Annotated in this window: 23 protein-coding genes; 20 read left to right on the forward strand and 3 right to left on the reverse strand. The window is 40.8% G+C overall.

Annotated features, from left to right (window positions below; translation table 11 throughout):
- The first annotated feature begins 26 nt into the window (after positions 1 to 26).
- The 7 genes from ACORHT_RS02750 (at position 27) to brnQ (ending at position 5,820) form a co-directional block, all read left to right on the forward strand.
- On the forward strand, positions 27 to 527 hold the full coding sequence (locus ACORHT_RS02750) for a hypothetical protein (RefSeq protein ID WP_434350528.1): 501 nt from the start codon (positions 27 to 29) through the stop codon (positions 525 to 527).
- 350 nt (positions 528 to 877) lie between these two features.
- Positions 878 to 1,483, forward strand: coding sequence for a nitroreductase family protein (locus tag ACORHT_RS02755; protein WP_075229925.1), 606 nt, complete (start codon positions 878 to 880; stop codon positions 1,481 to 1,483).
- 9 nt (positions 1,484 to 1,492) lie between these two features.
- Complete coding sequence (gene pepV, locus ACORHT_RS02760; RefSeq protein ID WP_434350529.1) at positions 1,493 to 2,893, forward strand: dipeptidase PepV; 1,401 nt, start codon at positions 1,493 to 1,495, stop codon at positions 2,891 to 2,893.
- Positions 2,894 to 2,945: 52 nt separating this feature from the next.
- Positions 2,946 to 3,530 carry a uracil-DNA glycosylase family protein gene (locus ACORHT_RS02765; protein ID WP_434350530.1) on the forward strand — a complete coding sequence of 195 codons (585 nt, stop codon included), beginning with the start codon at positions 2,946 to 2,948 and terminating at the stop codon, positions 3,528 to 3,530.
- A 12-nt stretch (positions 3,531 to 3,542) separates the two neighbouring features.
- The gene (locus tag ACORHT_RS02770; RefSeq protein WP_414270957.1) at positions 3,543 to 4,034 is read left to right on the forward strand and encodes a prolyl-tRNA synthetase associated domain-containing protein; all 492 of its coding nucleotides are present in this window, start codon (positions 3,543 to 3,545) and stop codon (positions 4,032 to 4,034) included.
- A gap of 21 nt (positions 4,035 to 4,055) precedes the next feature.
- Entirely contained in the window at positions 4,056 to 4,337 is a 282-nt protein-coding gene (locus tag ACORHT_RS02775; RefSeq protein ID WP_434350531.1) for a rhodanese-like domain-containing protein, read from the forward strand.
- A gap of 157 nt (positions 4,338 to 4,494) precedes the next feature.
- Complete coding sequence (gene brnQ / locus ACORHT_RS02780; RefSeq protein WP_434350532.1) at positions 4,495 to 5,820, forward strand: branched-chain amino acid transport system II carrier protein; 1,326 nt, start codon at positions 4,495 to 4,497, stop codon at positions 5,818 to 5,820.
- 197 nt (positions 5,821 to 6,017) lie between these two features.
- Here brnQ and ACORHT_RS02785 read toward each other — a convergent pair whose 3' ends face one another.
- Positions 6,018 to 6,542, reverse strand: a complete 525-nt coding sequence (locus tag ACORHT_RS02785) for a DUF1307 domain-containing protein (RefSeq protein WP_434350533.1) — start codon at positions 6,540 to 6,542, stop codon at positions 6,018 to 6,020.
- A gap of 134 nt (positions 6,543 to 6,676) precedes the next feature.
- Between ACORHT_RS02785 and ACORHT_RS02790 the strand changes: the two genes are divergently transcribed.
- The 5 genes from ACORHT_RS02790 (at position 6,677) to pheT (ending at position 12,768) form a co-directional block, all read left to right on the forward strand.
- Positions 6,677 to 7,714 (forward strand): M42 family metallopeptidase, encoded by a 1,038-nt coding sequence (locus ACORHT_RS02790; protein WP_434350534.1) that lies wholly within the window; start codon positions 6,677 to 6,679, stop codon positions 7,712 to 7,714.
- Between the two features lies 1 nt (position 7,715).
- On the forward strand, positions 7,716 to 8,186 hold the full coding sequence (locus ACORHT_RS02795; protein ID WP_434350535.1) for an HIT family protein: 471 nt from the start codon (positions 7,716 to 7,718) through the stop codon (positions 8,184 to 8,186).
- Positions 8,187 to 8,189: 3 nt separating this feature from the next.
- A complete protein-coding gene (ldcB, locus tag ACORHT_RS02800) occupies positions 8,190 to 8,906 on the forward strand; it encodes an LD-carboxypeptidase LdcB/DacB (protein ID WP_434350536.1) in 717 nt (238 codons plus the stop codon).
- A 278-nt stretch (positions 8,907 to 9,184) separates the two neighbouring features.
- A complete protein-coding gene (pheS, locus tag ACORHT_RS02805; protein ID WP_434350537.1) occupies positions 9,185 to 10,231 on the forward strand; it encodes a phenylalanine--tRNA ligase subunit alpha in 1,047 nt (348 codons plus the stop codon).
- A 131-nt stretch (positions 10,232 to 10,362) separates the two neighbouring features.
- A complete protein-coding gene (gene pheT, locus ACORHT_RS02810) occupies positions 10,363 to 12,768 on the forward strand; it encodes a phenylalanine--tRNA ligase subunit beta (protein WP_434350538.1) in 2,406 nt (801 codons plus the stop codon).
- A gap of 175 nt (positions 12,769 to 12,943) precedes the next feature.
- On the opposite strand, the gene ACORHT_RS02815 is transcribed toward pheT, so the two are convergent.
- The gene (locus ACORHT_RS02815; RefSeq protein ID WP_434350539.1) at positions 12,944 to 13,849 is read right to left on the reverse strand and encodes an alpha/beta fold hydrolase; all 906 of its coding nucleotides are present in this window, start codon (positions 13,847 to 13,849) and stop codon (positions 12,944 to 12,946) included.
- A 327-nt stretch (positions 13,850 to 14,176) separates the two neighbouring features.
- Between ACORHT_RS02815 and ACORHT_RS02820 the strand changes: the two genes are divergently transcribed.
- The 7 genes from ACORHT_RS02820 to ACORHT_RS02850 all read left to right on the forward strand — a co-directional run bounded on the left by ACORHT_RS02820 (position 14,177) and on the right by ACORHT_RS02850 (position 22,485).
- Positions 14,177 to 15,070, forward strand: coding sequence for an ABC transporter ATP-binding protein (locus tag ACORHT_RS02820; RefSeq protein WP_311523577.1), 894 nt, complete (start codon positions 14,177 to 14,179; stop codon positions 15,068 to 15,070).
- Complete coding sequence (locus tag ACORHT_RS02825; protein ID WP_434350540.1) at positions 15,067 to 16,266, forward strand: ABC transporter permease; 1,200 nt, start codon at positions 15,067 to 15,069, stop codon at positions 16,264 to 16,266. The genes ACORHT_RS02820 and ACORHT_RS02825 overlap by 4 nt, the downstream gene beginning before the upstream one ends.
- Before the next feature lie 177 nt (positions 16,267 to 16,443).
- Entirely contained in the window at positions 16,444 to 17,019 is a 576-nt protein-coding gene (gene rpoE, locus ACORHT_RS02830; RefSeq protein ID WP_075229911.1) for a DNA-directed RNA polymerase subunit delta, read from the forward strand.
- Positions 17,020 to 17,336: 317 nt separating this feature from the next.
- Positions 17,337 to 18,944: a CTP synthase gene (locus tag ACORHT_RS02835; RefSeq protein WP_434350541.1), complete on the forward strand. Its 1,608-nt coding sequence runs from the start codon at positions 17,337 to 17,339 to the stop codon at positions 18,942 to 18,944.
- 116 nt (positions 18,945 to 19,060) lie between these two features.
- Positions 19,061 to 20,188 (forward strand): N-acetylmuramoyl-L-alanine amidase family protein, encoded by a 1,128-nt coding sequence (locus ACORHT_RS02840; protein WP_434350542.1) that lies wholly within the window; start codon positions 19,061 to 19,063, stop codon positions 20,186 to 20,188.
- Between the two features lie 103 nt (positions 20,189 to 20,291).
- Entirely contained in the window at positions 20,292 to 21,245 is a 954-nt protein-coding gene (locus ACORHT_RS02845) for a class I SAM-dependent methyltransferase (RefSeq protein WP_434350543.1), read from the forward strand.
- A gap of 49 nt (positions 21,246 to 21,294) precedes the next feature.
- Complete coding sequence (locus tag ACORHT_RS02850) at positions 21,295 to 22,485, forward strand: acetate kinase (protein ID WP_434350544.1); 1,191 nt, start codon at positions 21,295 to 21,297, stop codon at positions 22,483 to 22,485.
- A 59-nt stretch (positions 22,486 to 22,544) separates the two neighbouring features.
- On the opposite strand, the gene birA is transcribed toward ACORHT_RS02850, so the two are convergent.
- Positions 22,545 to 23,480, reverse strand: coding sequence for a bifunctional biotin--[acetyl-CoA-carboxylase] ligase/biotin operon repressor BirA (birA, locus tag ACORHT_RS02855; RefSeq protein ID WP_434350545.1), 936 nt, complete (start codon positions 23,478 to 23,480; stop codon positions 22,545 to 22,547).
- A gap of 211 nt (positions 23,481 to 23,691) precedes the next feature.
- Here birA and ACORHT_RS02860 point away from each other — a divergent pair, with 211 nt between their 5' ends.
- A complete protein-coding gene (locus tag ACORHT_RS02860; RefSeq protein ID WP_004252136.1) occupies positions 23,692 to 24,882 on the forward strand; it encodes an O-antigen ligase family protein in 1,191 nt (396 codons plus the stop codon).
- The last annotated feature ends 28 nt before the right edge of the window (positions 24,883 to 24,910 follow it).

Genomic DNA, 24,910 nt, shown 5'->3' on the forward strand with positions numbered 1-24,910 from the left:
CATAAAACTATTTAAAGGAGATAGTCATGAAAAAACTTCTTACTGCGGGCCTTGTGCTCCTATCAGTTGCAACTTTAGCAGCTTGTGGAAATAAATCTTCTGATTCTGCAAGTAAAGCTTCAAGCTCAACTGAACAAACATCAGCTTCATCAAAAACAGATAACTCAAAGACAAACACATCTGAAGTTACTCTTCTAACAGATGAAGAAATTGACAAGGCTAAAACAATTGGAGATATGAAAACTCTTTTTGGTAAGTTGATTGACAACTATAAGAAATATGTTGAAGAAATCGGTGACAAAGTTCCTGAGGCTCAAAAAGATGTTTATAAACAACAAGTAGAGCCTGCTCTTAACTCACTAGAGACTTCAAGAAAAGCATTTAATGATGGCTTGTCAAGCGCAGGTTCTGACGATACAGAAATGCCAGAAGAATCACGTACTGTCTTTCTCCAACAGTTGAAGACTGCACGTGATGCTATGACACAAGCGATTGAGGCTGCAAGTAAAGTTGTATCAGGGCAATAATATGAGTAAAGAGAGTGGGACAGAAATCGGTAATTTGTTAGAATTCGATTTCGTCGTCCCACCTCCGCACAGTTGAGTAGGGCTGTAAAAGCTGATGAAATCAGCGTAGTAGAGCCCACTCAACCACTGCGTCTTGCTCGACAATCCAAAGACAATTGAGAGGCTAGGACTTTTGTCCCAGCCTCTTTTTCTTGTGCAAAAAATTTTTACTATAGATAGCAACTAAATCGAAAAGTATGTAATTCCTGATTAAGAGTTGGGATAAAGATCTCTACATTATGAAAAAACTCTGCAAGCTCTTTCAAAATATGGTAAAATGGAAGCAGTAGAAATAGAAAAGGAAATCAATTATGAAATTTCTTGAGTTAAATAAAAAACGTCATGCGACTAAGCATTTTATTGATAAACCAGTTGATCCCAAGGATGTTCGAACAGCTATCGAAATTGCGACCTTGGCACCGAGTGCTCACAACAGTCAGCCTTGGAAGTTTGTTGTGGTTCGTGAGAGAAATGCTGAATTAGCAAAATTAGCTTACGGTTCAAACTTTGAGCAAGTAGCATCTGCCCCTGTAACCATTGCCTTGTTTACAGATACTGACCTAGCTAAACGAGCTCGCAAGATTGCCCGTGTTGGTGGAGCAAAGAACTTCTCAGAAGAACAACTTCAGTACTTTATGAAAAATCTTCCAGCAGAGTTTGCGCGTTACAATGAACAACAAATCAGTGACTACTTGGCCCTTAATGCAGGGTTGGTTGCGATGAACTTAGTCCTTGCATTGACTGACCAGGGAATCGGTTCAAACATTATCCTTGGTTTTGATAAATCAAAAACCAATGAAGTCTTGGAAATCGAAGAACGCTTCCGTCCAGAGCTCTTGATTACAGTAGGATACACAGACGAGAAGTTGGAACCAAGCTACCGCTTGCCAGTAGATGAAATTATCGAAAAAAGATAGGAAGAAAAAATGACAGTTATTGATTTTACAGCAGAAGTAGAAAAACGTAAAGAAGCCCTCTTGGCTGACTTGTTTAGCCTTTTGGAAATCAACTCAGAACGTGATGACAGTAAGGCAGATGCGGAGCATCCTTTTGGACCTGGTCCAGTAAAAGCTTTGGAGAAATTCCTTGAAATCGCAGACCGTGATGGTTACCCAACAAAAAATGTCGACAACTATGCAGGACATTTTGAGTTTGGTCAAGGGGAAGAAGTTCTCGGAATCTTTGCCCACATGGACGTGGTGCCAGCAGGTAGTGGATGGGATACTGATCCTTATACTCCAACCATCAAGGATGGTCGTCTCTATGCGCGTGGTGCTTCAGATGACAAGGGTCCTACAACGGCTTGTTACTATGGTTTGAAAATCATCAAAGAATTGGGACTTCCAACTTCTAAAAAAGTTCGCTTTATCGTCGGAACTGATGAAGAATCAGGCTGGGCAGACATGGACTACTACTTCGAGCACGTAGGACTTGCAAAACCAGATTTCGGTTTCTCTCCAGATGCTGAATTCCCTATTATCAATGGTGAAAAAGGAAATATCACAGAATACCTCCACTTTGCTGGTGAAAACAAGGGTGAAGCTCGTCTTCACAGCTTCACAGGTGGTTTGCGTGAAAATATGGTGCCAGAATCAGCAACAGCAGTTGTTTCAGGGGACTTGGCTGATTTACAAGCGAAACTAGATGCCTTCGTTGCAGAGCACAAGCTTAGAGGAGAAATTCAAGAAGAAAACGGTCAATACAAGGTTACGATTATCGGTAAATCTGCCCACGGTGCTATGCCTGCTTCAGGTGTCAATGGTGCAACTTATCTTGCTCTCTTCCTCAGCCAGTTTGCTTTTGAAGGACCTGCAAAAGACTTCCTTGACATTGCTGGTAAGATTCTTTTAAATGACCATGAAGGCAAAAACTTGAAAGTGGCTCATGTGGATGAAAAGATGGGTGCCCTTTCTATGAATGCTGGTGTCTTCCGCTTTGATGAAACAAATGCTGACAATACCATTGCCCTTAACTTCCGTTATCCAAAAGGAACAAGCCCTGAGCAAATTAAGTCAGTTCTTGAAAGCTTGCCAGTTGTATCTGTTAGCTTATCAGAACATGGTCACACACCTCACTATGTTCCAATGGAAGATCCACTTGTACAAACATTATTGAGCGTGTATGAAAAACAAACAGGTCTTCAAGGCCACGAGCAAGTTATCGGTGGTGGAACATTTGGCCGTCTCTTAGAACGTGGTGTAGCCTATGGTGCTATGTTCCCAGACTCTATCGACACTATGCACCAAGCCAACGAATTTATCGCCTTGAATGATCTCTTCCGTGCTGCAGCAATCTACGCTGAAGCTATCTATGAATTGATCAAATAATGCTATAGAAGTCTAAGATTTTATGCTTAGACTTTTTTTGGAGGGAGAGTAGATGTCTCAAATCGAAAGAATCAAACAAGCCATCATGGCTGATCCACAAAATCAACACTATACTGAGCAAGGTATCGAGCCTCTCTTTGCAGCACCAAAAACGGCTCGTATCAATATCATTGGTCAAGCGCCTGGTCTCAAAACCCAAGAAGCTGGGCTTTACTGGAAGGATAAAAGCGGAGATCGCTTGCGAGAGTGGTTGGGCGTGGATGAAGATACTTTTTACAAGTCAGGTTATTTTGCAGTCATGCCCATGGATTTCTATTTTCCAGGGCATGGCAAGTCGGGTGATCTTCCGCCTCGTCCAGGTTTTGCAGAAAAGTGGCACCCACAGTTATTACATGAATTACCAGATATTCAATTAACCCTCTTGATAGGGCAGTATGCCCAAGCCTACTATTTACATGAGAAAGTCAGTGGCAAGGTAACAGATCGGGTTCGTCACTATCAGGATTACTTACCAGAATTTTTCCCTCTGGTCCATCCATCACCACGAAATCAAATCTGGATGGCCAAAAATCCTTGGTTTGAGGAAGAAGTGGTTCCAGAATTACAAGCATTGGTACAAAAGATTATTCATCAATAAAGGAGAAAAAGGATGGATGCTTATCAACAAGTCTCTAATAAGTTGCAAGAGTTGCGGATCATATATGATGTGGTGGCTCATCCACCTGCATTCACGACAGAGCAGGCAGATAGCTATATAAAAGGATTGAAAGGGGTTCGGACCAAGTCCATGTTTTTGACCAACAAAAAGAAAACCCAGTATTATCTGCTTATCATGGACGACAAGAAACGATTGGATATGGATGACTTTAAAGTTCAAGTGGGAGCCAATCGGATTCGCATGGCCTCGTTAGATTCCTTGGCTGAGAAAATGAACCTACCAGCAGGAACAGTTTCACCTTTTGGTTTGTTAAATAACGAAGAGAAAGACATTCATGTTTATTTTGATAAGGACATTGTTTCAGAGGATGTCATGACCTTCCACCCTAATACCAATGAAAAAACGATTTTTATTAAAACCCAAGACTTGTTTCGATTTTTAGAGTCAATTGGATTTACCTATGAGGTAGTAACCTTGCCTTAATGCCATTATAAAGGAGAAATGATGAAAGAAATTACTTTTAACAATTTTTACCAGCTTTATCAGAAAGAGTCGCTTTCTGTATTGGATGTGAGAGAAGTAGAGGAATTTGAGGCTCTTCATTTAGAAGGTGCTCGTAATTTCCCTCTTAGTCAACTGGCAGATACTTATGAACAACTAGATAAAACCCAGCCTTACTATGTGATTTGTAAGTATGGTATCCGTTCAGCCCATGCCTGTCAATTTTTAACAGAAAAGGGCTATGATGTCATCAATGTCCCTGCAGGTGTGGATGCTTTTGAATAATACTTAAATTCCTAGGGGAAGATAGTTTTCTCCTAGGAATTTTTAGAGTAAAATATTCAGAAAATTGAAAACATTTTAGAATTATTTCGAGATAGCCTTTTCAATCCTTTAATCATGTTATACTAAGAAAGTATTTTATTTTTTATAAGGAGAGTTTATGGCTAAAAAAGGTGCTTTAACAGGATTACTCCTGTTTGGAATATTTTTTGGTGCGGGTAATTTGATTTTCCCCCCTACCCTAGGTGCTCAATCTGGGGAACACTTTCTCCCTGCCATTGCAGGATTTGTACTTTCAGGTGTCGGACTTGCCGTCTTGACCTTGATTATCGGAACCTTGAATCCTAAGGGCTATATCTATGAGATTTCTACAAAGATTTCCCCTTGGTTTGCAACGATTTATCTAGCAGTTTTGTACTTGTCGATTGGTCCATTCTTTGCCATTCCACGTACAGCAACAACTTCTTATGCAGTAGGGATTAGTCCCCTCTTGGCAGAGGCTGACAAAGGTCTAGGCTTGATTGTCTTTACCCTTATCTACTTTGTTGCAGCATTCTTAATCGCGCTTAATCCTTCAAAGATCTTGGATCGTATCGGTCGTATTTTGACTCCAGTTTTTGCCCTCTTGATTATCATCTTGGTAATCCTTGGAGCCTTCAAATATGGTGGAAATGCTCCACAAGTAGCTACAGCAGCTTATCAAGCTTCAGCATTTGGAGCAGGATTCCTTGAAGGATATAATACTCTAGATGCTCTCGCATCTGTTGCCTTTAGTGTAATCGCGGTTCAAACCTTGAAACAACTTGGATTTTCAAGTAAAAAAGAATATATCTCAACCATTTGGGTAGTCGGAATTGTCGTAGCACTTGGCTTTAGTGCTCTATACATTGGCCTAGGCTTCCTTGGAAATCACTTCCCAATGACAGAAGAAGCGATGAAGGGTGGAACTCCAGGGGTTTATATCTTGTCACAAGCAACCCAAGAAATCTTTGGTTCAACAGCTCAATTATTCCTAGCAGCCATGGTAACAGTAACCTGCTTCACAACGACTGTAGGGTTGATTGTTTCAACTGCGGAATTCTTTAACGGACGTTTCCCACAAATCAGCTATAAGGTTTATGCGACTGTCTTTACCTTGATTGGTTTTGCAATTGCCAACCTTGGTCTTGATGCAATCATCAAATATTCTATCCCTGTCCTAGTTATCTTGTATCCAATTACCATTGTGATTGTGATGATTGTGATTGTGAACAAGTTTGTACCACTTTCAAAATCAGGCATGCAATTGACGATGGGACTGGTAACAGCTATTGCCGTAGCTAGTGTCTTGGGAAGTTCATTTGAAGTGACCTTCCTTGCCAATATTGTGAATGCTCTACCATTTGCTAAGGCTTCATTGCCATGGTTAGTACCAGCAATTATTGGGATTTTGCTTTCTCTTGTTCTTCCTAACAAACAAGAAAGCGAAACTTTTGAAATGGAATAGAAAAATGAGAGTGGGACAGAAATCGGTAATTCGTTAGAATTCGATTTCGTCGTCCCACCTCCGCACAGTTGAGTAGGGCTGTAAAAGCTGATGAAATCAGCGTAGTAGAGCCCACTCAACCACTGCGTCTTGCTCGACAATCCACAGACAATTGAGAGGCTAGGACTTTTGTCCCAGCCTCTTTTATTCTATAAATCTTAGTCGGTTTTTTCAGTAAATCCAAGTTCAGTTAGCAATTTTTTAGAAGCAGCAAAACTGATCGTTTTCCCAACCCCAGAATATTCTTTAGGGAAGGCTTTTTTGAGTTCATCAATATTAGCGACTGTAAAGTCAAATTCTGCATCTTGAACGACTTTCCCATCTTGAATTTCAATAGTCTGACGAACACCCTGGATTCCATTATAGCCTTTGTAGGTTTCTTCAACCAAGGCTTTAAGTTCTTCTGGTGTTTTGTTGTAAGATTCTGGATCATAGATATTATGACCTGATTGTTTCAATACTTTGTCTCCTTCAACACTATAAGTCAGGGTAGAAGTAAAGCCAGGACGAGTATCATTGACAAAGGTAGCAGTTTTTACCTCAGCTTTTGTTTCTGAGTTTTCAACCGTTGTTTTTTCCTCCTTGCTAGGGCTAGAGGAAGTAGTTGTTGATTGTTTAGAACATCCCAACAAGACAAGCAAAGATAGAACTAGGCAGAGACTAGCTTTGAAATATTTCTTCATGTCTTTTTTCCTTTCATCATAAATCTAATATCATTATAGCACAGCCATTTTTTGGAATCAAAGTATTAGGTGTTGTTCTTTTTTACACATACTCAGATGGGAAAAGTGATATAATATTAGGAAGAGGTGAAGAAATGAATCAAACTGTAGAATATATCAAAGAACTTACTGCTATCGCGTCCCCAACAGGTTTTACGCGTGAGATTACGGATTATTTGGTTGCGACTCTTGAAAAACTAGGTTACCAACCAATCCGTACTGCTAAAGGTGGTGTCAACGTTACTGTTAAAGGTAAAAATGACGAGCAGCAGCGCTATGTGACTGCCCATGTGGATACCTTGGGAGCTATCGTTCGCGCTGTTAAACCAGATGGTCGTCTCAAGATGGATCGTATCGGTGGCTATCCTTGGAACATGATTGAAGGCGAAAACTGTACGGTCCATGTAGCTAGTACAGGGAAAACTGTTTCAGGTACGATTTTGATCCACCAAACTTCTTGTCACGTATACAAGGACGCTGGAACTGCTGAACGCACGCAGGACAATATGGAAGTGCGTTTGGATGAAAAAGTGACCAATGAAAAAGAAACACGCGCACTTGGTATTGAGGTTGGTGACTTTATCAGCTTTGACCCACGAACTGTCGTAACTGAGACAGGCTTTATCAAATCACGTCATTTGGATGACAAGGTCAGCGCAGCTCTTCTTCTTAATCTCCTCAAAGTCTATAAAGAAGAAGAGATTGAACTTCCCGTTACTACGCATTTTGCCTTTTCAGTCTTTGAAGAAGTGGGGCATGGTGCTAACTCAAGTATCCCTAGTCAAGTTGTTGAGTACCTAGCAGTAGATATGGGAGCAATGGGAGATGACCAGCAGACAGACGAGTACACAGTATCTATCTGTGTTAAAGATGCTTCTGGTCCTTACCACTATGAATTCCGTCAACACTTGGTAGCTCTCGCAAAAGAGCAAGACATTCCGTTTAAATTAGACATCTATCCATTTTACGGTTCGGATGCTTCTGCAGCTATGTCAGCTGGAGCAGAAGTCAAACACGCTCTCCTAGGAGCTGGTATTGAGTCTAGTCACTCTTATGAGCGTACTCATATCGATTCTGTTCTTGCTACTGAGCGTATGGTGGACGCTTATCTTAAGAGTGAGTTGGTGGACTAGGATGTGCCTCATCTGTCAACGAATTGAACTCATCAAGTCTGGTGACAATCCCTACTTTGTAAAAGAACTGGAAACAGGCTATGTTGTCATCGGAGACCACCAGTATTTTGAAGGCTACACTCTATTCCTAGCCAAGGAACATGTCACAGAACTACACCAACTAGATCCAAGCGTTAAACTTCGCTTTCTAGAGGAAATGAGTATGGTTCAGGAAGCTGTTTCTAAGGCTTTTTCTGCCGAAAAGATGAATGTAGAGTTATTAGGAAATGGAGATGCACATGCTCACTGGCATATTTTTCCAAGACGAGAGGGTGATATGAAGGAACACGGTCTTAATGGTCGTGGACCAGTCTGGTGGGTTCCTTGGGAAGAAATGGTTGCTGAAGAATATCAGGTTAAGGGAAGCAAATTAGAAGGTTTGATTGCTACCTTATCTGATACTTTAGACCAGATGATAGAGATGAAAGGATAAACAATGAAAAAAAGATACCTTGTATTATCAGGATTGCTAGCCTTGACATTGGCAGCTTGCTCACAAGAAAAGTCAGCAACTTCAGGAGCTCAGACTTCAACTGAAGAAAAAACAGCCCCAGAAGGAACTGTCGGCAGTAAATCTCAGGAAGCTAATCAGAAAAAGGCGGAAGTGGTTAACAAGGGAGATTATTATAGCATTCAAGGTAAGTACGATGAGATTGTGATCGCTAACAAACACTATCCCTTGTCTAAAGATTACAATCCCGGGGAAAATCCCACAGCAAAGGCTGAGTTGTTGAAGCTGATTGCTGCCATGCAGGAAGCAGGCTTCCCAATCAGCGACCACTATAGTGGTTTTAGAAGTTATGAAACGCAAACTCAACTCTACCAGGAATATGTGAATAAAGACGGGAAGGCGGAGGCGGATCGCTATTCTGCTCGGCCTGGATACAGTGAACATCAAACTGGACTGGCTTTTGACCTTATCGGCACAGATGGAGACTTAGTGACAGAAGAAAAAGCAGCTCAATGGCTCTTGGACCATGCTGCTGACTATGGCTTTGTCGTTCGTTATCTTAAAGGTAAGGAAAAAGAAACAGGATATATGGCTGAGGAATGGCATCTTCGCTATGTTGGCAAAGAAGCTAAAGAAATTGCAGCAAGTGGCCTCAGTTTGGAAGAGTATTACGGTTTTGAAGGTGGAGACTATGTTGATTAGTCGCAAAACATCTTGCAAGATTACTTAAAATTTGATAAAATGAATAATAATTAAATAGGAATCTGCAAGACTAGTATCTCAGGGGAAGTATATCAGGGAGGAGAGCCGTGACTGAAAGCTCTCTATATGAAAGCTGGGTGAATTCACTTGCCTATGGATTCAGAAATAAAGGTCTGACTTGTCAGATAAAAACGGATGGTACCGCGTGTCAACGCTCCGAGTGTGGAGTTTTTGGCATGTGGTTTTCTTTTTATCTACGAGAGACTGATGGAGGAATTATGTCAACTATTGAAGAACAATTAAAAGCGCTTCGTGAAGAGACGCTAGATCGCTTGAAGCAAATCACTGCTGAAAATGAAAAAGAGATGCAAGAATTACGTGTCTCTGTCCTAGGTAAAAAAGGATCACTGACTGAAATCCTTAAAGGGATGAAAGACGTTTCTGCAGAAATGCGTCCAATTATCGGAAAACACGTCAATGAAGCGCGTGATGTTTTGACTGCTGCCTTTGAAGAAACAGCTAAGCTCTTGGAAGAAAAGAAAGTGGAAGCTCAACTAGCAAGTGAGAGTATCGATGTTACGCTTCCAGGTCGCCCAGTTGCAACTGGTCACCGTCACATCCTCACACAAACCAGTGAAGAAATCGAAGATATCTTCATCGGAATGGGATACCAAGTCGTGGATGGATTTGAAGTTGAAAAAGACTATTACAACTTCGAGCGTATGAACCTTCCAAAAGATCACCCAGCTCGTGATATGCAGGACACTTTCTATATTACAGAAGAAATCTTGCTTCGTACTCACACGTCTCCAGTTCAGGCGCGTGCTATGGATGCCCATGATTTTTCAAAAGGTCCTTTGAAGATGATCTCGCCAGGGCGTGTATTCCGTCGTGATACGGACGATGCAACCCACAGTCACCAATTCCACCAAATCGAAGGGTTGGTTGTTGGGAAAAACATCTCTATGGCAGACCTTCAAGGAACACTTCAGTTGATTGTGCAAAAAATGTTTGGTGAAGAACGTCAGATTCGTTTGCGTCCATCGTATTTCCCATTCACTGAGCCATCTGTTGAGGTGGATGTTTCATGCTTCAAGTGTGGAGGAGATGGCTGTAACGTATGTAAGAAAACAGGTTGGATCGAGATTATGGGTGCCGGTATGGTTCACCCACGTGTCCTTGAAATGAGTGGAATCGATGCAACTGTTTACTCTGGTTTTGCCTTTGGTCTTGGACAAGAACGTGTGGCTATGCTCCGTTATGGAATCAACGATATTCGTGGATTCTACCAAGGGGATGTCCGCTTTTCAGAACAGTTTAAATAAGATTGAAACCTGAAACACAATCCTAAACAGTCGTTCTCGTTTTCACATACTCTAGAAATAGAAACGACTGACTCGAAGAAAAAGAAAGGAATTGAAAAGGTCTCGCTTGCTGGGACCTTACAATCAGAATTATGTTAGTATCATACAAATGGTTAAAAGAATTGGTGGACATTGATGTGCCATCACAAGAGTTGGCTGAAAAAATGTCAACTACAGGGATCGAAGTGGAAGGTGTGGAATCACCAGCTGCTGGTCTCTCAAAAATTGTCGTCGGTGAGGTCTTGTCTTGCGAAGATGTGCCAGAAACTCACCTTCATGTTTGTCAGGTTAACGTTGGCGAAGAAGAAGCCCGTCAAATCGTCTGTGGAGCGCCAAATGTGCGTGCAGGTATCAAGGTTATGGTGGCTCTTCCAGGAGCTCGCATTGCGGACAACTACAAGATTAAAAAAGGTAAAATCCGTGGCTTAGAGTCACTAGGGATGATCTGCTCACTTGGTGAATTAGGGATTTCTGACTCAGTTGTACCAAAAGAATTTGCAGATGGAATCCAAATCTTGCCAGATGATGCTGTTCCAGGTGAGGAAGTCTTCTCATATCTAGACTTGGATGATGAAATCATCGAACTTTCCATCACTCCAAACCGTGCAGATGCCCTCTCTATGCGTGGGGTAGCGCACGAAGTAGCCGCTATCTATGACAAGGCAGTCAACTTCAAAGAATTTACTTTAACAGAAACAGACAAAGCCGCATCGGATGCTCTTTCTGTCAGCATTGATACTGATAAGGCTCCTTACTATGCAGCTCGTATCTTGGACAATGTGACCATCGCACCAAGTCCACAATGGTTGCAAAACCTTCTCATGAACGAGGGTATTCGTCCGATTAATAACGTGGTCGACGTGACCAACTACATCCTACTTTACTTTGGTCAGCCTATGCATGCCTTTGACTTGGATACCTTTGAAGGAACTGATATCCATGTACGTGAGGCTCGTGCTGGTGAGAAATTAGTGACCTTGGATGGGGAAGAGCGTGAGTTGGAAACAAATGACCTCGTGATTACTGTTGCTGATAAACCTGTTGCCCTTGCAGGTGTCATGGGCGGACAAGCTACAGAAATCTCTGAAAAGTCTACTCGTGTCGTTCTTGAAGCTGCTGTCTTCAATGGCAAATCTATCCGTAAGACAAGTGGTCGTCTCAACCTTCGTTCTGAATCATCTTCTCGCTTTGAAAAAGGCATCAATGTGGCAACCGTTAATGAAGCCCTTGATGCAGCAGCAAGTATGATTGCAGAATTGGCTGGTGCGACAGTGCGTAAAGGTATCGTTTCAGCAGGCCAGTTGGACACTTCTGATGTAAAAGTTTCATCTACTCTTGCAGACGTTAACCGTGTCCTTGGTACAGAACTTTCCTACGCGGATGTAGAGGATGTCTTCCGTCGTCTTGGATTTGGCCTTTCTGGAAATGCAGAATCCTTTACAGTTAGCGTTCCACGTCGCCGTTGGGATATCACTATCGAAGCAGACCTCTTTGAAGAAATCGCTCGTATCTATGGATATGACCGTTTGCCAACCAGTCTTCCAAAAGACGATGGTACAGCAGGTGAATTAACAGCGACACAAAAATTGCGCCGTCAAGTTCGTACCATTGCAGAAGGGGCAGGCTTAACTGAAATCATCACCTATGCACTGACAACTCCTGAAAAAGCGGTTGAGTTTACCATTCAACCAACTCATTTGACAGAGCTCATGTGGCCAATGACTGTGGATCGATCTGTCCTCCGTCAAAATATGGTTTCAGGTATTTTGGATACCGTTGCCTACAACGTGGCTCGTAAGAACAAAGACTTGGCTCTTTATGAGATTGGAAAAGTCTTTGAACAAACAGGTAATCCAAAAGAAGACTTGCCAAATGAAATCAACAGCTTTGCTTTTGCATTGACAGGTTTAGTAGCTGAAAAAGACTTCCAAACAGCAGCAGTTCCTGTTGACTTCTTCTATGCTAAGGGAATTCTGGAAGCTCTATTTGATCGCTTGGGTCTTGAAGCGACCTATACAGCAACGAAAGAGATTAAGAGTCTTCACCCAGGACGTACAGCTTTGATCTCACTTGGTGATCAAGTAGTTGGTTTCCTCGGTCAAGTGCACCCTGTTACGGCTAAGGCTTACGATATTCCAGAAACTTATGTAGCTGAGCTTAACCTTTCAGCTATTGAAGAAGCCCTTCAACCAGAGGCAGCCTTTGTGGAAATTACTAAATTCCCAGCAGTCAGCCGTGATATCGCACTTCTCCTCAAAGCAGAAGTGACTCACCAAGAGGTGATCGATGCTATTCAAGCTGCGGGAGTAAAACGTTTGACAGACATCAAACTCTTTGACGTCTTCTCCGGTGAAAAACTGGGTATCGGAATGAAGTCAATGGCTTATAGCTTAACCTTCCAAAATCCAGAAGATAGCTTGACAGACGAAGAAGTCGCACGCTATATGGAAAAAATTCAAGCTTCTCTCGAAGAAAAAGTCAATGCAGAAGTGCGTTAACAGTCTAAAATCCATCCTAAGGGATGGATTTTTTAGTACAAAAAATCATCAGCTTTTACCCTGATGATTGATACTCAATGAAAATCAAAGAGCAAACTAGGAAGCTAGCTGCAGGCTGTACTTGAGTACGGCAAGGCGAAGCTGACGAGGTTTGAATAATACTCTTATAAGTAGGCTAGCCATCTATATTTTTGGTCATCCAATCAGCTATGAAATGATAGGTATCATTTCGGTTGATCTCGTTTAGAATTTCGTGACGAGCCTCTTCAACTAAACGAAGGTTTACTTTCGAATGTGAAGCTTTTAGGAGTTTTACAAATCTCTCGATACCTTTACCATTTTCACCTAGAGGGTCTTCTTGTCCCGAAATTACGAGAATGGGGAGTTGGGCTGGAATCTCATCTATCATTTGTTTACTAGCTACTTGATTAGAGAAGTAAAAAATGGATCTGTACATAGGAATAGTAGGAATGAATTGACAGAATGGGTCCTTAAGATAAGCTTGGTTGGATTCTTCATTTTTCGAGAGCCAATCTACAGATGTTTTAGGATTCTTAATACTTCGATTAAAACTATCAGTTGATAGATAAGTCAGAAGTTTACTGCGGTGTTTATTCCCTTTTATAAGTCGGATGCATTCTGTTAGGATGAGAGCGAATTGAGTCAGAAATTGAGGTTGTTGACCAGTTGCCATGATAATCAAGGCATTAATGGGTGGTTTTCGCTTAGCTACATAATAGCGACACATAAGAGAACCCATAGAATGACCTAGAAGGATAATTGGAAGTCCTGGATAGCTTGCTTGAATGAAGGAGGTTACTCGTTCAATATCATCGATAAGTTCTTCGGGAGATTCAGGAAAGACTCCGAGTTGACTTGGATTTTGAGCAGTATAGCCGTGGCCGAGATGATCAAGGCCGATAACAGTAAAGCCTTCGTTATTCATGGCTAGAGCAAATTCTTCATATCGTTCTACGTATTCTACCATGCCATGTACAAGCTGAAGAATGGCTTTTGGTTGTTCAGCTTCCCAAATGATTAAGTTATTGTTGTTTGGCTCGAGTTTAAGTCTTTTTTTCATATCAGATTCCTTGCTTATGATAATCTATAGTCTATCAAAAATATACCATAAAATAGCACGATAAGCTAGACAGGATGATGAAGATTAGTAGTAACAATTCAGGACTGAAAATGAACATTTGAGGACATAGCCAACGGATTTATCAAGAAATGAGTATAATAAATTTATCACTTAAAATCTGGAGGACTAAAATGCTTGGTGATGAGGCAATAAAGTCCTTTTCCAGTAAATATCCTTCTTGAAATCAAGATTTAAAAATGTACATAAATCATTGTAAATGCTATCAAAAAGGAGTATAATGAGTGCAATAAATTTCGGAGGTGGATGATGCTCGAAGTAAGAAATCTAGAGAAAAGTTTTGGGCCTAAGCAAGTTTTGTTTGGTGTTGACTTTCAAGCACGACCAGGGCGTATTTTGGGACTAGTCGGGAAAAATGGAGCTGGGAAAACAACTATTTTTCACAGTATTTTGAAATTTTTAGACTATCAAGGGGAGATTGAGCTTGATGGTCAAGACATTCGTCAGGAGACCTATGCTCGCATTGGTTATCTACCTGAAGAACGCAGTCTTATGCCTAAATTGACAGTCCTTGAACAAGTTCGTTACTTGGCGACCCTAAAAGGCATGGACACCAAGGAAATCAAAGAAAAACTCCCTCAATGGATGGAAAAACTGGAAGTCAAGGGGAAACTGACGGATAAGATCAAAAGTCTCTCAAAAGGAAATCAACAGAAGATTCAGTTGATTATCACTTTGATTCATGAACCAGACTTGATTATCCTAGATGAGCCTTTTAGTGGCTTGGATCCAGTTAATACCGAACTTCTTAAGCGGGTTATCTTGAAAGAAAAAGAACGCGGCGCGACCATTATCTTTTCTGACCATGTCATGACCAATGTCGAAGAACTTTGTGATGATATCCTCATGATTCGTGATGGGCGTGTGGTCTTGCATGGACCGGTTCAAGAGGTTCGCAATCAATACGGGAAAACACGACTTTTTGTTTCTAGTGACCGAAGCAAGGAAGAACTGGAGAGCCTTCCTCATGTCAAACAGGTTAGCTTGACCAAGCAAGGTAGTTGGAAGTTGATTTTAGATGATGAAAGTGCAGGTAGAGAACTCTTCCCAATCTTGACTCAAGGTCAATATATCGCGACTTTTGATCAACAAGCTCCAACAATCGATGAAATCTTTAAACTAGAATCAGGGGTGGAAGTATGAGAAATATGTGGGTTGTAATCAAAGAAACCTATTTACGACATGTCAAGTCGTGGAGTTTCTTCTTTATGGTGATTTCGCCTTTCCTCTTTTTAGGTTTATCTGGAGGAATTGGTGTTCTCCAAGGTTCTTCCTTGGCTCAAAATAGTAAGGTAGCAGTAGTTAGTTCTGTTCCTCTTGTTACAGAAGAACTTAAATCGACCAATGGTCTTAACTTTGACTATAAGGATGAAGCGAGTGCCCAAGAAGCCATCAAGGATGAAAAAATAAAAGGCTATCTGACTATTGACCAAGAGGATAGTGTCCTCAAGGCAGTCTATCATGGTGAAACCTCTCTTGAAAGTGGCATCAAGTTAGCAGTAACGAGTAAGTTAAATGATCTTCAATCCCAACTCAACCGTTCAGAAGCAAATTTGTCTCAGGAACAGGAAAAACGCTTGGCTCAAACGGTTCAATTTACAGAACAGATTGATGAAGCCAAGGAAAATAAAAAGTTGGTTCAAACCTTTGCAGCGGCTGGACTGGGCTTCTTCCTTTATATGATTTTGATTACTTATGCTAGTGTTACTGCTCAGGAAGTAGCCAGCGAGAAAGGAACCAAAATCATGGAAGTGGTCTTCTCAAGCATTCGTGCTAGCCATTATTTCTACGCACGCATGATTGCCCTGCTCCTAGTCATTTTAAGTCATATTGGGATTTATGTCGTTGGTGGTCTTGGAGCTATCTTATTCTTTAAGGATATGCCTTTCTTGGCCCAGTCTGGTCTTCTAAACCACTTGGGAGAAGCCTTCTCGCTTAACACCTTATTATTTATCTTAGTCAGTCTCTTCATGTATGTAGTCTTGGCAGCCTTCTTAGGTTCTATGGTTTCTCGTCCCGAAGATGCAGGAAAGGCCTTGTCTCCGTTGATGATTTTAATAATAGCTGGTTTTGTTGGCGTTACTGCACTAGGAGCTGCAGGAGACAATTTGATTTTGAAAATCGGTTCTTATATTCCTTTCATTTCGACCTTCTTTATGCCTTTTAGAGCTATCAATGGCTATGCAAATGGTTTGGAAGCTTGGATTTCACTTTTGATTACGATTGCTTTTGCGGTGACTGCAACCATCTTTATCGGACGGATGTATGCTAGTCTGGTCCTTCAAACGGATGATTTAGGTATTTGGAAAACCTTTAAACGAGCTTTAAGCTACAAATAAAGTATTGGACCTGTGAGTGTATCTCTCAGGTCTTTCAATTAGCTGAAATATTTCACATTTATTTCTTCTAAACCTTTGACTAATAAGGAAAATTATCGTACAATAAAGAGTACATGATAAAATGAGATCAGAGTTTATCCACTCTGGCAATAGTAGTAATAATTGAGGAGAAACGCTTTGGAATTAGAAGTATTTGCTGGGCAAGAAAAAAGTGAACTATCTATGATTGAGGTGGCTCGTGCCATCTTAGAACTTCGTGGTCGTGATAATGAGATGCATTTTAGTGATTTGGTTAATGAAATCCAAAACTATCTCGGTACCTCTAACAGCGATATTCGTGAAGCTTTGCCTTTGTTCTATACAGAGTTGAACTTTGACGGAAGCTTTATCTCTCTTGGAGATAATAAATGGGGCCTTCGTTCATGGTATGGAGTGGACGAAATCGATGAGGAAATCATTGCTCTTGAAGAAAGTGACGATGAAGAGGTCGCACCTAAACCTAAGAAAAAACGTGTTAATGCCTTCATGGACGGAGATGCAGATGCCATTGATTATGATGCAGATGATCCTGAAGATGAGGATGCTTACGAAGAAGATCCAGCCCTTTCTTATGACGATGAAAATCCAGACGATGAGAAGAATGAAGTTGAAGCCTATGATGCTGAAATCAACGAAATCGCACCAGATGATCTAGATGAAGAAGTCGATCTTAATGAAGAAGACGACGAAGACTCTGAAGAAGAGGAAGAATAAAAATAAAAAGGAGTTGGAGCTGGAATCGGTCTATCAAGTTTCGATTTCCTAGTCCAGCTTTTTTGTATTAGTCTGAATTAGTTTTGTAAGCTGGAATGCGCCAAGTCAACGATTTGTTCTATTTGACAAATGGTTCATTTTGAGGTAATATATTGTTCGGGCACCTCTTTTTGAGGTCGGAGCTTCCTAGTTACTAGGGAGCTATTTTTGTTTTTCCAGGAAAATTATCATACTGGATTGTAGTTGTCGATGAAGGTTTTGTTTTCTTAGTTCCCCTCTAGTGAACAAGGCCTTGAGCATTTTAGAAAGAGGAATCTATGTCTACGAAATATATTTTTGTCACTGGTGGTGTGGTGTCGTCTATTGGAAAAGGGATCGTTGCAGCGAGTCTAGGACGACTGTTGAAAAATCGTGGTTTGAAGGTGACCATTCAAAAATTTGACCCTTATATCAATATCGACCCAGGAACCATGAGTCCTTACCAGCACGGGGAAGTCTTTGTTACTGATGATGGGGCTGAGACAGATTTGGACTTGGGTCACTATGAACGTTTTATCGATATCAACCTCAACAAATACTCAAACGTGACAACTGGTAAAATCTACAGTGAAGTTCTTCGTAAGGAACGTCGTGGAGAGTACCTCGGTGCAACTGTCCAAGTCATTCCTCATATTACAGATGCCTTGAAAGAAAAAATCAAGCGTGCTGCCCTAACGACTGACTCTGATGTTATTATTACAGAGGTTGGGGGAACAGTCGGCGATATTGAGTCCCTTCCATTCTTAGAGGCGCTTCGTCAGATGAAGTCTGATGTCGGAGCAGAAAATGTCATGTATATCCATACAACCTTGCTTCCTTACCTCAAGGCAGCTGGTGAAATGAAAACCAAACCAACTCAACACTCTGTCAAAGAATTGCGTGGTTTGGGAATCCAGCCAAATATGTTGGTCATTCGTACAGAAAAACCAGCAGGACAAGGGATTAAAAACAAACTAGCCCAGTTCTGTGATGTGGCGCCAGAAGCAGTTATTGAGTCCTTAGACGTAGATCATCTTTACCAAATTCCACTTAATCTGCAAGCACAAGGCATGGATCAAATCGTCTGTGACCATTTGAAGATTGATGCACCGGCAGCAGATATGACAGAGTGGTCAGCTATGGTTGATAAGGTTATGAATCTAAAAAAACAAGTCAAAATTGCTCTTGTTGGTAAGTATGTCGAGTTGCAAGATGCCTACATTTCTGTCGTAGAGGCTTTGAAACACTCTGGTTATGCCAATGATGCAGAAGTGAAGATTGATTGGGTCAATGCTAACGATGTGACAGCTGACAATGTTGCAGAACTTCTATCTGACTCTGACGGAATCATCGTTCCAGGTGGTTTTGGCCAACGTGGAACAGAAGGTAAGATTGAAGCCATTCGCTATGCGCGTGAAAATGATGTACCAATGCTGGGAGTCTGCTTGGGAATGCAATTGACTTGTATTGAGTTTGCCCGTCATGTCTTAGGTCTTGAAGGTGCCAATTCTGCAGAGCTAAATCCTGATACCAAATACCCTATCATCGATATCATGCGTGATCAGATTGATGTTGAGGACATGGGTGGTACCCTTCGTTTGGGACTTTATCCTTCTAAGTTAAAACGTGGCTCTAAGGCAGCTGCCGCTTATCATAACAAAGAGGTGGTACAACGCCGTCACCGTCACCGTTATGAGTTTAACAATGCCTTCCGTGAACAGTTTGAAGGAGCAGGTTTTGTCTTTTCAGGCGTTTCACCAGACAACCGCTTGGTCGAAATTGTTGAGATTCCAGAAAACAAATTCTTTGTGGCTTGTCAGTACCATCCAGAGCTATCAAGCCGTCCAAACCGCCCAGAAGAACTCTACACTGCTTTTGTAACAGCAGCGGTTGAAAATAGTAAATAGTCATGATTAAACCTTTGAGAGTCATCTCAGAGGTTTTTCCTATCTAAATTTAGATATCTTTTGTCAAAAAAACAACATAGTGATATAATTAACATAAAAAAACAGGAGGAAATCCCATGAAAAAAATCACACTATTTAGTTTGTCTCTAGCAGGTCTAGCTTTATTAGCTTTCCCTCATTCAGGAAAGGCCTTCGAATTGGAAGAAGAATGGGTTATCAAGGGTGGTGTTCAATATCAAGATGGCAAAATTCTCCGATTTAATAATGGCCATGAAGTAGATATCAAAGTATCAGACTTGGCTAGCAACGAGAAAATCGAGTGGAAAGTTACTTTAAATGGTCAAGATCAAACTGTAAATTTCCTAGCTCAAGAGAAAAACAAGTCTATGGTCGGTACAGAGGGGCGTTACCTGAATTTCTATGTTCCATATGGCTATAGAGGAGATATCAAGGTAGAAGCCAAGAGCGGAAATGAAGTAAAGACCTGGTCCACTAAAGTGGTAGATGACGTATATAATGGTGGAAAGAGTGGCTACTACCATATTAAAGAATCAAATGATCAATACACCTACCTTGATACTAAATGGGACTATCAAACCAAGACCTACACAGCTACCTTACCAGAAACTGTCAATGGTCAAAAAGTCTATGCTTGGGAAGACTATGACAATGGTGAGTTAAAACTTACAAAACCAGAATCTATCAGTCATTACTACAAGGGTGGGGGATCTTTCCAAGAACTTTATCCAATTGTAAAAGCAGAAAGCTGGTTAAAATCACATCAGAACTGGTATTATCAAAAACAAGGTCAATTAGTTCAAAATGCTTGGGTTAAGGACAATGGAAACTGGTACTTTATGAATGACAAAGGAGTTATGTTTAATCAAACATGGCTCTATCAAGGTGACAGTTGGTATGCCTTTAAGTCATCAGGAGCCATGATTTCAGCTGATTGGTTATATGATAATGGGTCTTGGTATTACCTGAAAGATTCAGGTTCAATGGCAACAGGCTGGCTTAAAGATGGTAGCACTTGGTATTACCTAAACAAGTCAGGTTCAATGGCGACAGGCTGGGTGAAAGATAATGGCTCATGGTATTATCTAAAAGATTCAGGTGCAATGGCAACAGGCTGGATCAAAGACAATGGTAAGTGGTACTATCTGGCTTCATCTGGTAAAATGCTTCGCAATACATACACACCAGACGGCTACTATGTAGATGGCAGCGGTGCTTGGAAATAATCATGAAACAGAGAAAGTCTACTGAGAAGGTAGATTTTCTTTTTTTCATTTTCATAATTATGAAAATCTGGAAAAAGGACACTATTTTTGATAAGATAGAGTTATGGATTTCGAAAAAATTGAACAAGCATATACTTATTTACTAGAAAACGTCCAAATCATTCAAAACGATTTGGCGACAAATTTTTACGATGCCTTGATTGAACAAAATGGGATATACCTAGATGGTCAAACCAATTTGGAGCAAGTCAAAAAAAATAATCAGGCCCTGAAACGCTTGGCACTTCGAAAAGAGGAGTGGCTACGGACCTACCAATTTCTATTGATGAAAGCTTCGCAAACAGAACCTCTTCAGGCTAATCACCAGTTTACACCAGACGCGATTGGTCACTTGATGATTTTTATCATCGAGCAGCTTTGGCCAACTGAAGCCTTTAGTCTGTTAGAATTGGGTTCTGGGATGGGAATTCTGGGTGCTAATTTCTTGACATCTATGAACAAAAAAGTAGACTATCTAGGGATTGAGATTGATGATCTCTTGATTGATCTGGCGGCAAGTATGGCAGAAGTCATGGATCTTCAAGCAGCCTTTGTACAGGGTGATGCTGTGCGGCCACAGGTCCTCAAAGAAAGTGATATCATTGTGAGTGACCTACCGATTGGCTACTATCCAGATGATCAAATAGCCGCACGTTACCAAGTGGCAGCTAAGGATGAACACACTTACGCTCACCATTTGATGATGGAGCAATCTCTCAAGTATCTTAAGACAGGAGGCTATGCGATTTTCCTTGCGCCGAGCAATCTCTTGACGAGTCCTCAAAGTGACCTCCTGAAAACATGGTTAACTGAACAGGCTCAGCTAGTGGCTATGGTAACTTTGCCAGAGGATCTATTTGCTCAAGGAGCCCAGTCCAAGACCATTTTTGTTCTACAAAAGAAGCTAGCGCAGGATATCGAGCCATTTGTTTATCCACTTGCCAGTCTTCGGGACCCTGAAATTTTGATGGAATTTAAGGAAAATTTTCAAAATTGGGTTCAAGAACATGAAATCTAGTATAAATTTTGATATAATAGTTGTAAACGCTTAAAAAGGGGAATAAATTATGACAAAAACCATTGCAATTAACGCTGGGAGTTCTAGCTTAAAATGGCAACTGTACCAAATGCCAGAAGAAAAGGTACTTGCAAAAGGTTTGATTGAGCGGATTGGATTGAAGGATTCAGTTTCCACAGTTAAGTTTGATGGTCGTTCAGAGCAGCAAGTTCTTGATATTGAAAACCATACCTTGGCTGTAAAAATCTTGCTTGATGACTTGATTCGTTTTGAAATTATTAAAGCTTATGATGAAATTACTGGTGTTGGACACCGTGTTGTTGCAGGTGGAGAATACTTCAAAGAGTCTACAGTTGTTGAAGGGGATGTTCTAGAAAAAATCGAAGAACTAGGTCTTCTAGCTCCATTGCACAACCCTGCCAATGCAGCTGGTATTCGTGCCTTCAAAGAATTGTTGCCAGATATTACAAGTGTAGCAGTCTTTGATACATCATTCCATACAACAATGCCAGAAAAAGCCTACCGCTATCCATTACCAACTAAGTATTATACAGAAAACAAAGTTCGTAAATATGGAGCCCACGGTACAAGCCACCAGTATGTTGCCCAAGAAGCGGCGAAACTCTTGGGACGTCCACTTGAAGAGTTGAAATTGATTACTTGCCATATCGGTAATGGTGCTTCTATCACTGCCGTTAAGGGCGGTCAATCAATCGATACCTCTATGGGATTCACTCCGCTTGCTGGAGTGATGATGGGAACTAGAACTGGGGACATCGATCCTGCTATCATTCCTTACTTGATGGAACATACAGAAGACTTCAAGACTCCAGATGATATTAGCCGTATTCTAAACCGTGAATCTGGTTTGCAAGCTGTATCTGGTCAATCTAGCGATATGCGTGACGTTGAAGCAGCAATGGAAGCAGGCGATCCTGATGCAACATTGGCTCTTGAAATGTACGTTGACCGTATCCAGAAACACATCGGACAATACTTGGCTGTCCTAAACGGAGCAGATGCTATTATCTTCACCGCAGGAGTTGGTGAAAATGCTGCTCTTGTCCGTGAGAAAGTCATTACTGGTATCTCTTGGTTCGGATGTGATGTCGATCCAGAGAAAAATGTCTTTGGTGTGACTGGAGATATCTCAACTGACGCAGCAAAAATTCGTGTACTTGTCATCCCAACTGATGAAGAGCTTGTCATTGCTCGTGACGTTGAACGTTTGAAAAAATAAAAGATAAGAAAATCGACCTCTCTTTAAGGAAGGTCGATTTTTATGTTGTTAACGAGTACTTACCATTTGGTTAGGGAAACTTCACCGCTATGGAGCCATATTTTTTCACCCGTCGGTAATTCTATCTGCAGTTGTCCATGGTCAGAAATTTCACATGCTCTACCAGAAATAATCTCTGAATCTTGCTTAAAAGAAATCTCTTTTCCTAAAACGATGGAGCGTTCTTTATAGAGATAGAGGAGTTCATCGGCTTCTGTTTCATAGAAACATTTCCAGATTTCAGCAATCAATTCATTGCGAGTAATGGGAGTATGTTGAGAAAATAAGCTTCCAGCTTTAGTTTGTAGATTCTTGGGAAATTCAGCGATAGAAAAGTTGATCCCGACCCCAATGATAACATCTGTAACGAGTCCAGTTTCGACAGAAGTGATGGCTTCGGTTAGAATACCGGCTATTTTTTTCTGATTTAGGTATAAATCATTTACCCATTTGATATCTAAATCAATTAGACAAAGGTTTTTAACAGCCTTATAAATTGCGGCTGCAGTCAGGAGTGTATAAGCTGGTAGATCTAGATAAGAGAGATTGGGCTTGAGGTGGAGAGACATGTAAATCCCACCTTGTTCTGGAGAATAGTAGGGGCGTTGAAATCGACCACGTCCCATAGTTTGGCCTGTTGATAGGTAGAGTGTGTCTCCTTTGGCACCAGCTTCCATGGCCTCCTTGGCATCACTCTGGGTTGATTTGGTGATAGGTTTAAATTGAACTGAGATTGGGCTGTTAGCTTCTATTTCTTGAGGTAAGATTAGATCACCGTGAAGAAGTTTGTAGCCACGGTTTTTGATGCTGTCAATTTCTAAACCTTCCTGCTGGAGGCGTTGGATAGCCTTCCAAACAGAGGTGCGAGAGAGGTTTAATATTTCAGCGATTTTCTCTCCGCTTAAATAATCTGTTTCATGAGCTAAGATTTTGTAAACTTCTTGGTAGGATTTCATACTAGGTCCTTTCTGGAACAACTAGATTTATTGTACCATATTTTTAAAAAAGGATGCGCGCTTTGAGAGATATCTTAGCTCGCTATAAAATTTTACCTAGTTTTAGTCAGGATGACATGGACAAAGTGGTTTTCAAATCATTTGAAAAATGGTAAAATGTTTTAATAGTTTATTTATCTGAGCTTTATAGCGCAGAGAGAAAGGATCTGTTGTGAAATCAATAGGTATCATTGAAAAATTGAAAGGCTTATCCAAGCAAGAGCTAGTCTTACTAGCTGTTATTCTAAGTATTTTCTTGCCTTTTTATATTTTCGTTATTATTTTTATCGCCTACTTAATAGGTCTAATATTTACAGGAGAGATGAAGGGGATATTAAAACGATTATCCCACCATTCTATCTTACTTTTATTTATCGGCTATAGTGGTGTTATCTCTCTTTTAGCTCAAAATGTGATGGGGATGGTTTCCACTTTAGGAATGTTCCTTTTTGCAATTTTCTTTTATTATTACCAAGCCCATTTAACCCCTAAGTTTTTCAGATTGGTATTGCAATCGGTTATGTCGCTTAGTGTGCTAGCATCAGTTTTTGCAGCCTTAGAGCACTTTCAGATTGTAAAGAAATTTGATTATACTTTCTTATCACCTAAGATGCAGGTCTGGCATCAGAACCGTGCAGAGGTAGCCTTCTTTAATCCTAATTATTATGGGATTATCTGTTGCTTCTGTATTATGATTGGATTTTACCTAATTAGTACGACTAGATTGAGATGGTTGAGAATTTTCTCTCTCATTGCAATCTTTGCGAATTTGTTTGGCTTGAATTTCACCCAAAATAGAACAGCTTTTCCAGCTATTATCTTTGGTGCGATTATTTATCTTTTCACAACCATTAAGAACTGGCGTGCCTTCTGGCTCAGTATCGGAGTATTTGGTGTTGGTCTAGCCTTTCTCTTCTCGAGCGATTTGGGAGTTCGAATGGGGACGCTCGATTCGTCTATGGAAGAACGAGTGTCGATCTGGAATGCTGGTATGACCTTATTCAAACAAAATCCCTTCTGGGGCGAAGGTCCACTAACTTATATGCACTCTTATCCTCGTATTTTTGCTCCTTATCACGAACATGCTCATAGTATATACATTGATACGATATTGAGTTACGGTGTGGTTGGAACGGTATTGTTAGGAATAGCTTCTTCTGGTCCAATTCGAATGTTGATTGATATGAGTCAGGAGCCGAGCAAGCGTCCAATTGTTGGTCTTTATCTTTCATTCTTAACAGTAGTTGCTGTGCATGGAATTTTTGATTTGGCCCTCTTTTGGATTCAATCCTCCTTCATCTTCCTTTTGGTAATGTGTAGTTTACCATTAAAACATAGTATGATTGGAGAATTTGTTGAATAAATTAAAAGATAGTAGAAATGAGATTTTC

Origin of the sequence: Streptococcus sp. KHUD_014 (assembly GCF_051106275.1) — a bacterium.
Lineage (GTDB): Bacteria > Bacillota > Bacilli > Lactobacillales > Streptococcaceae > Streptococcus.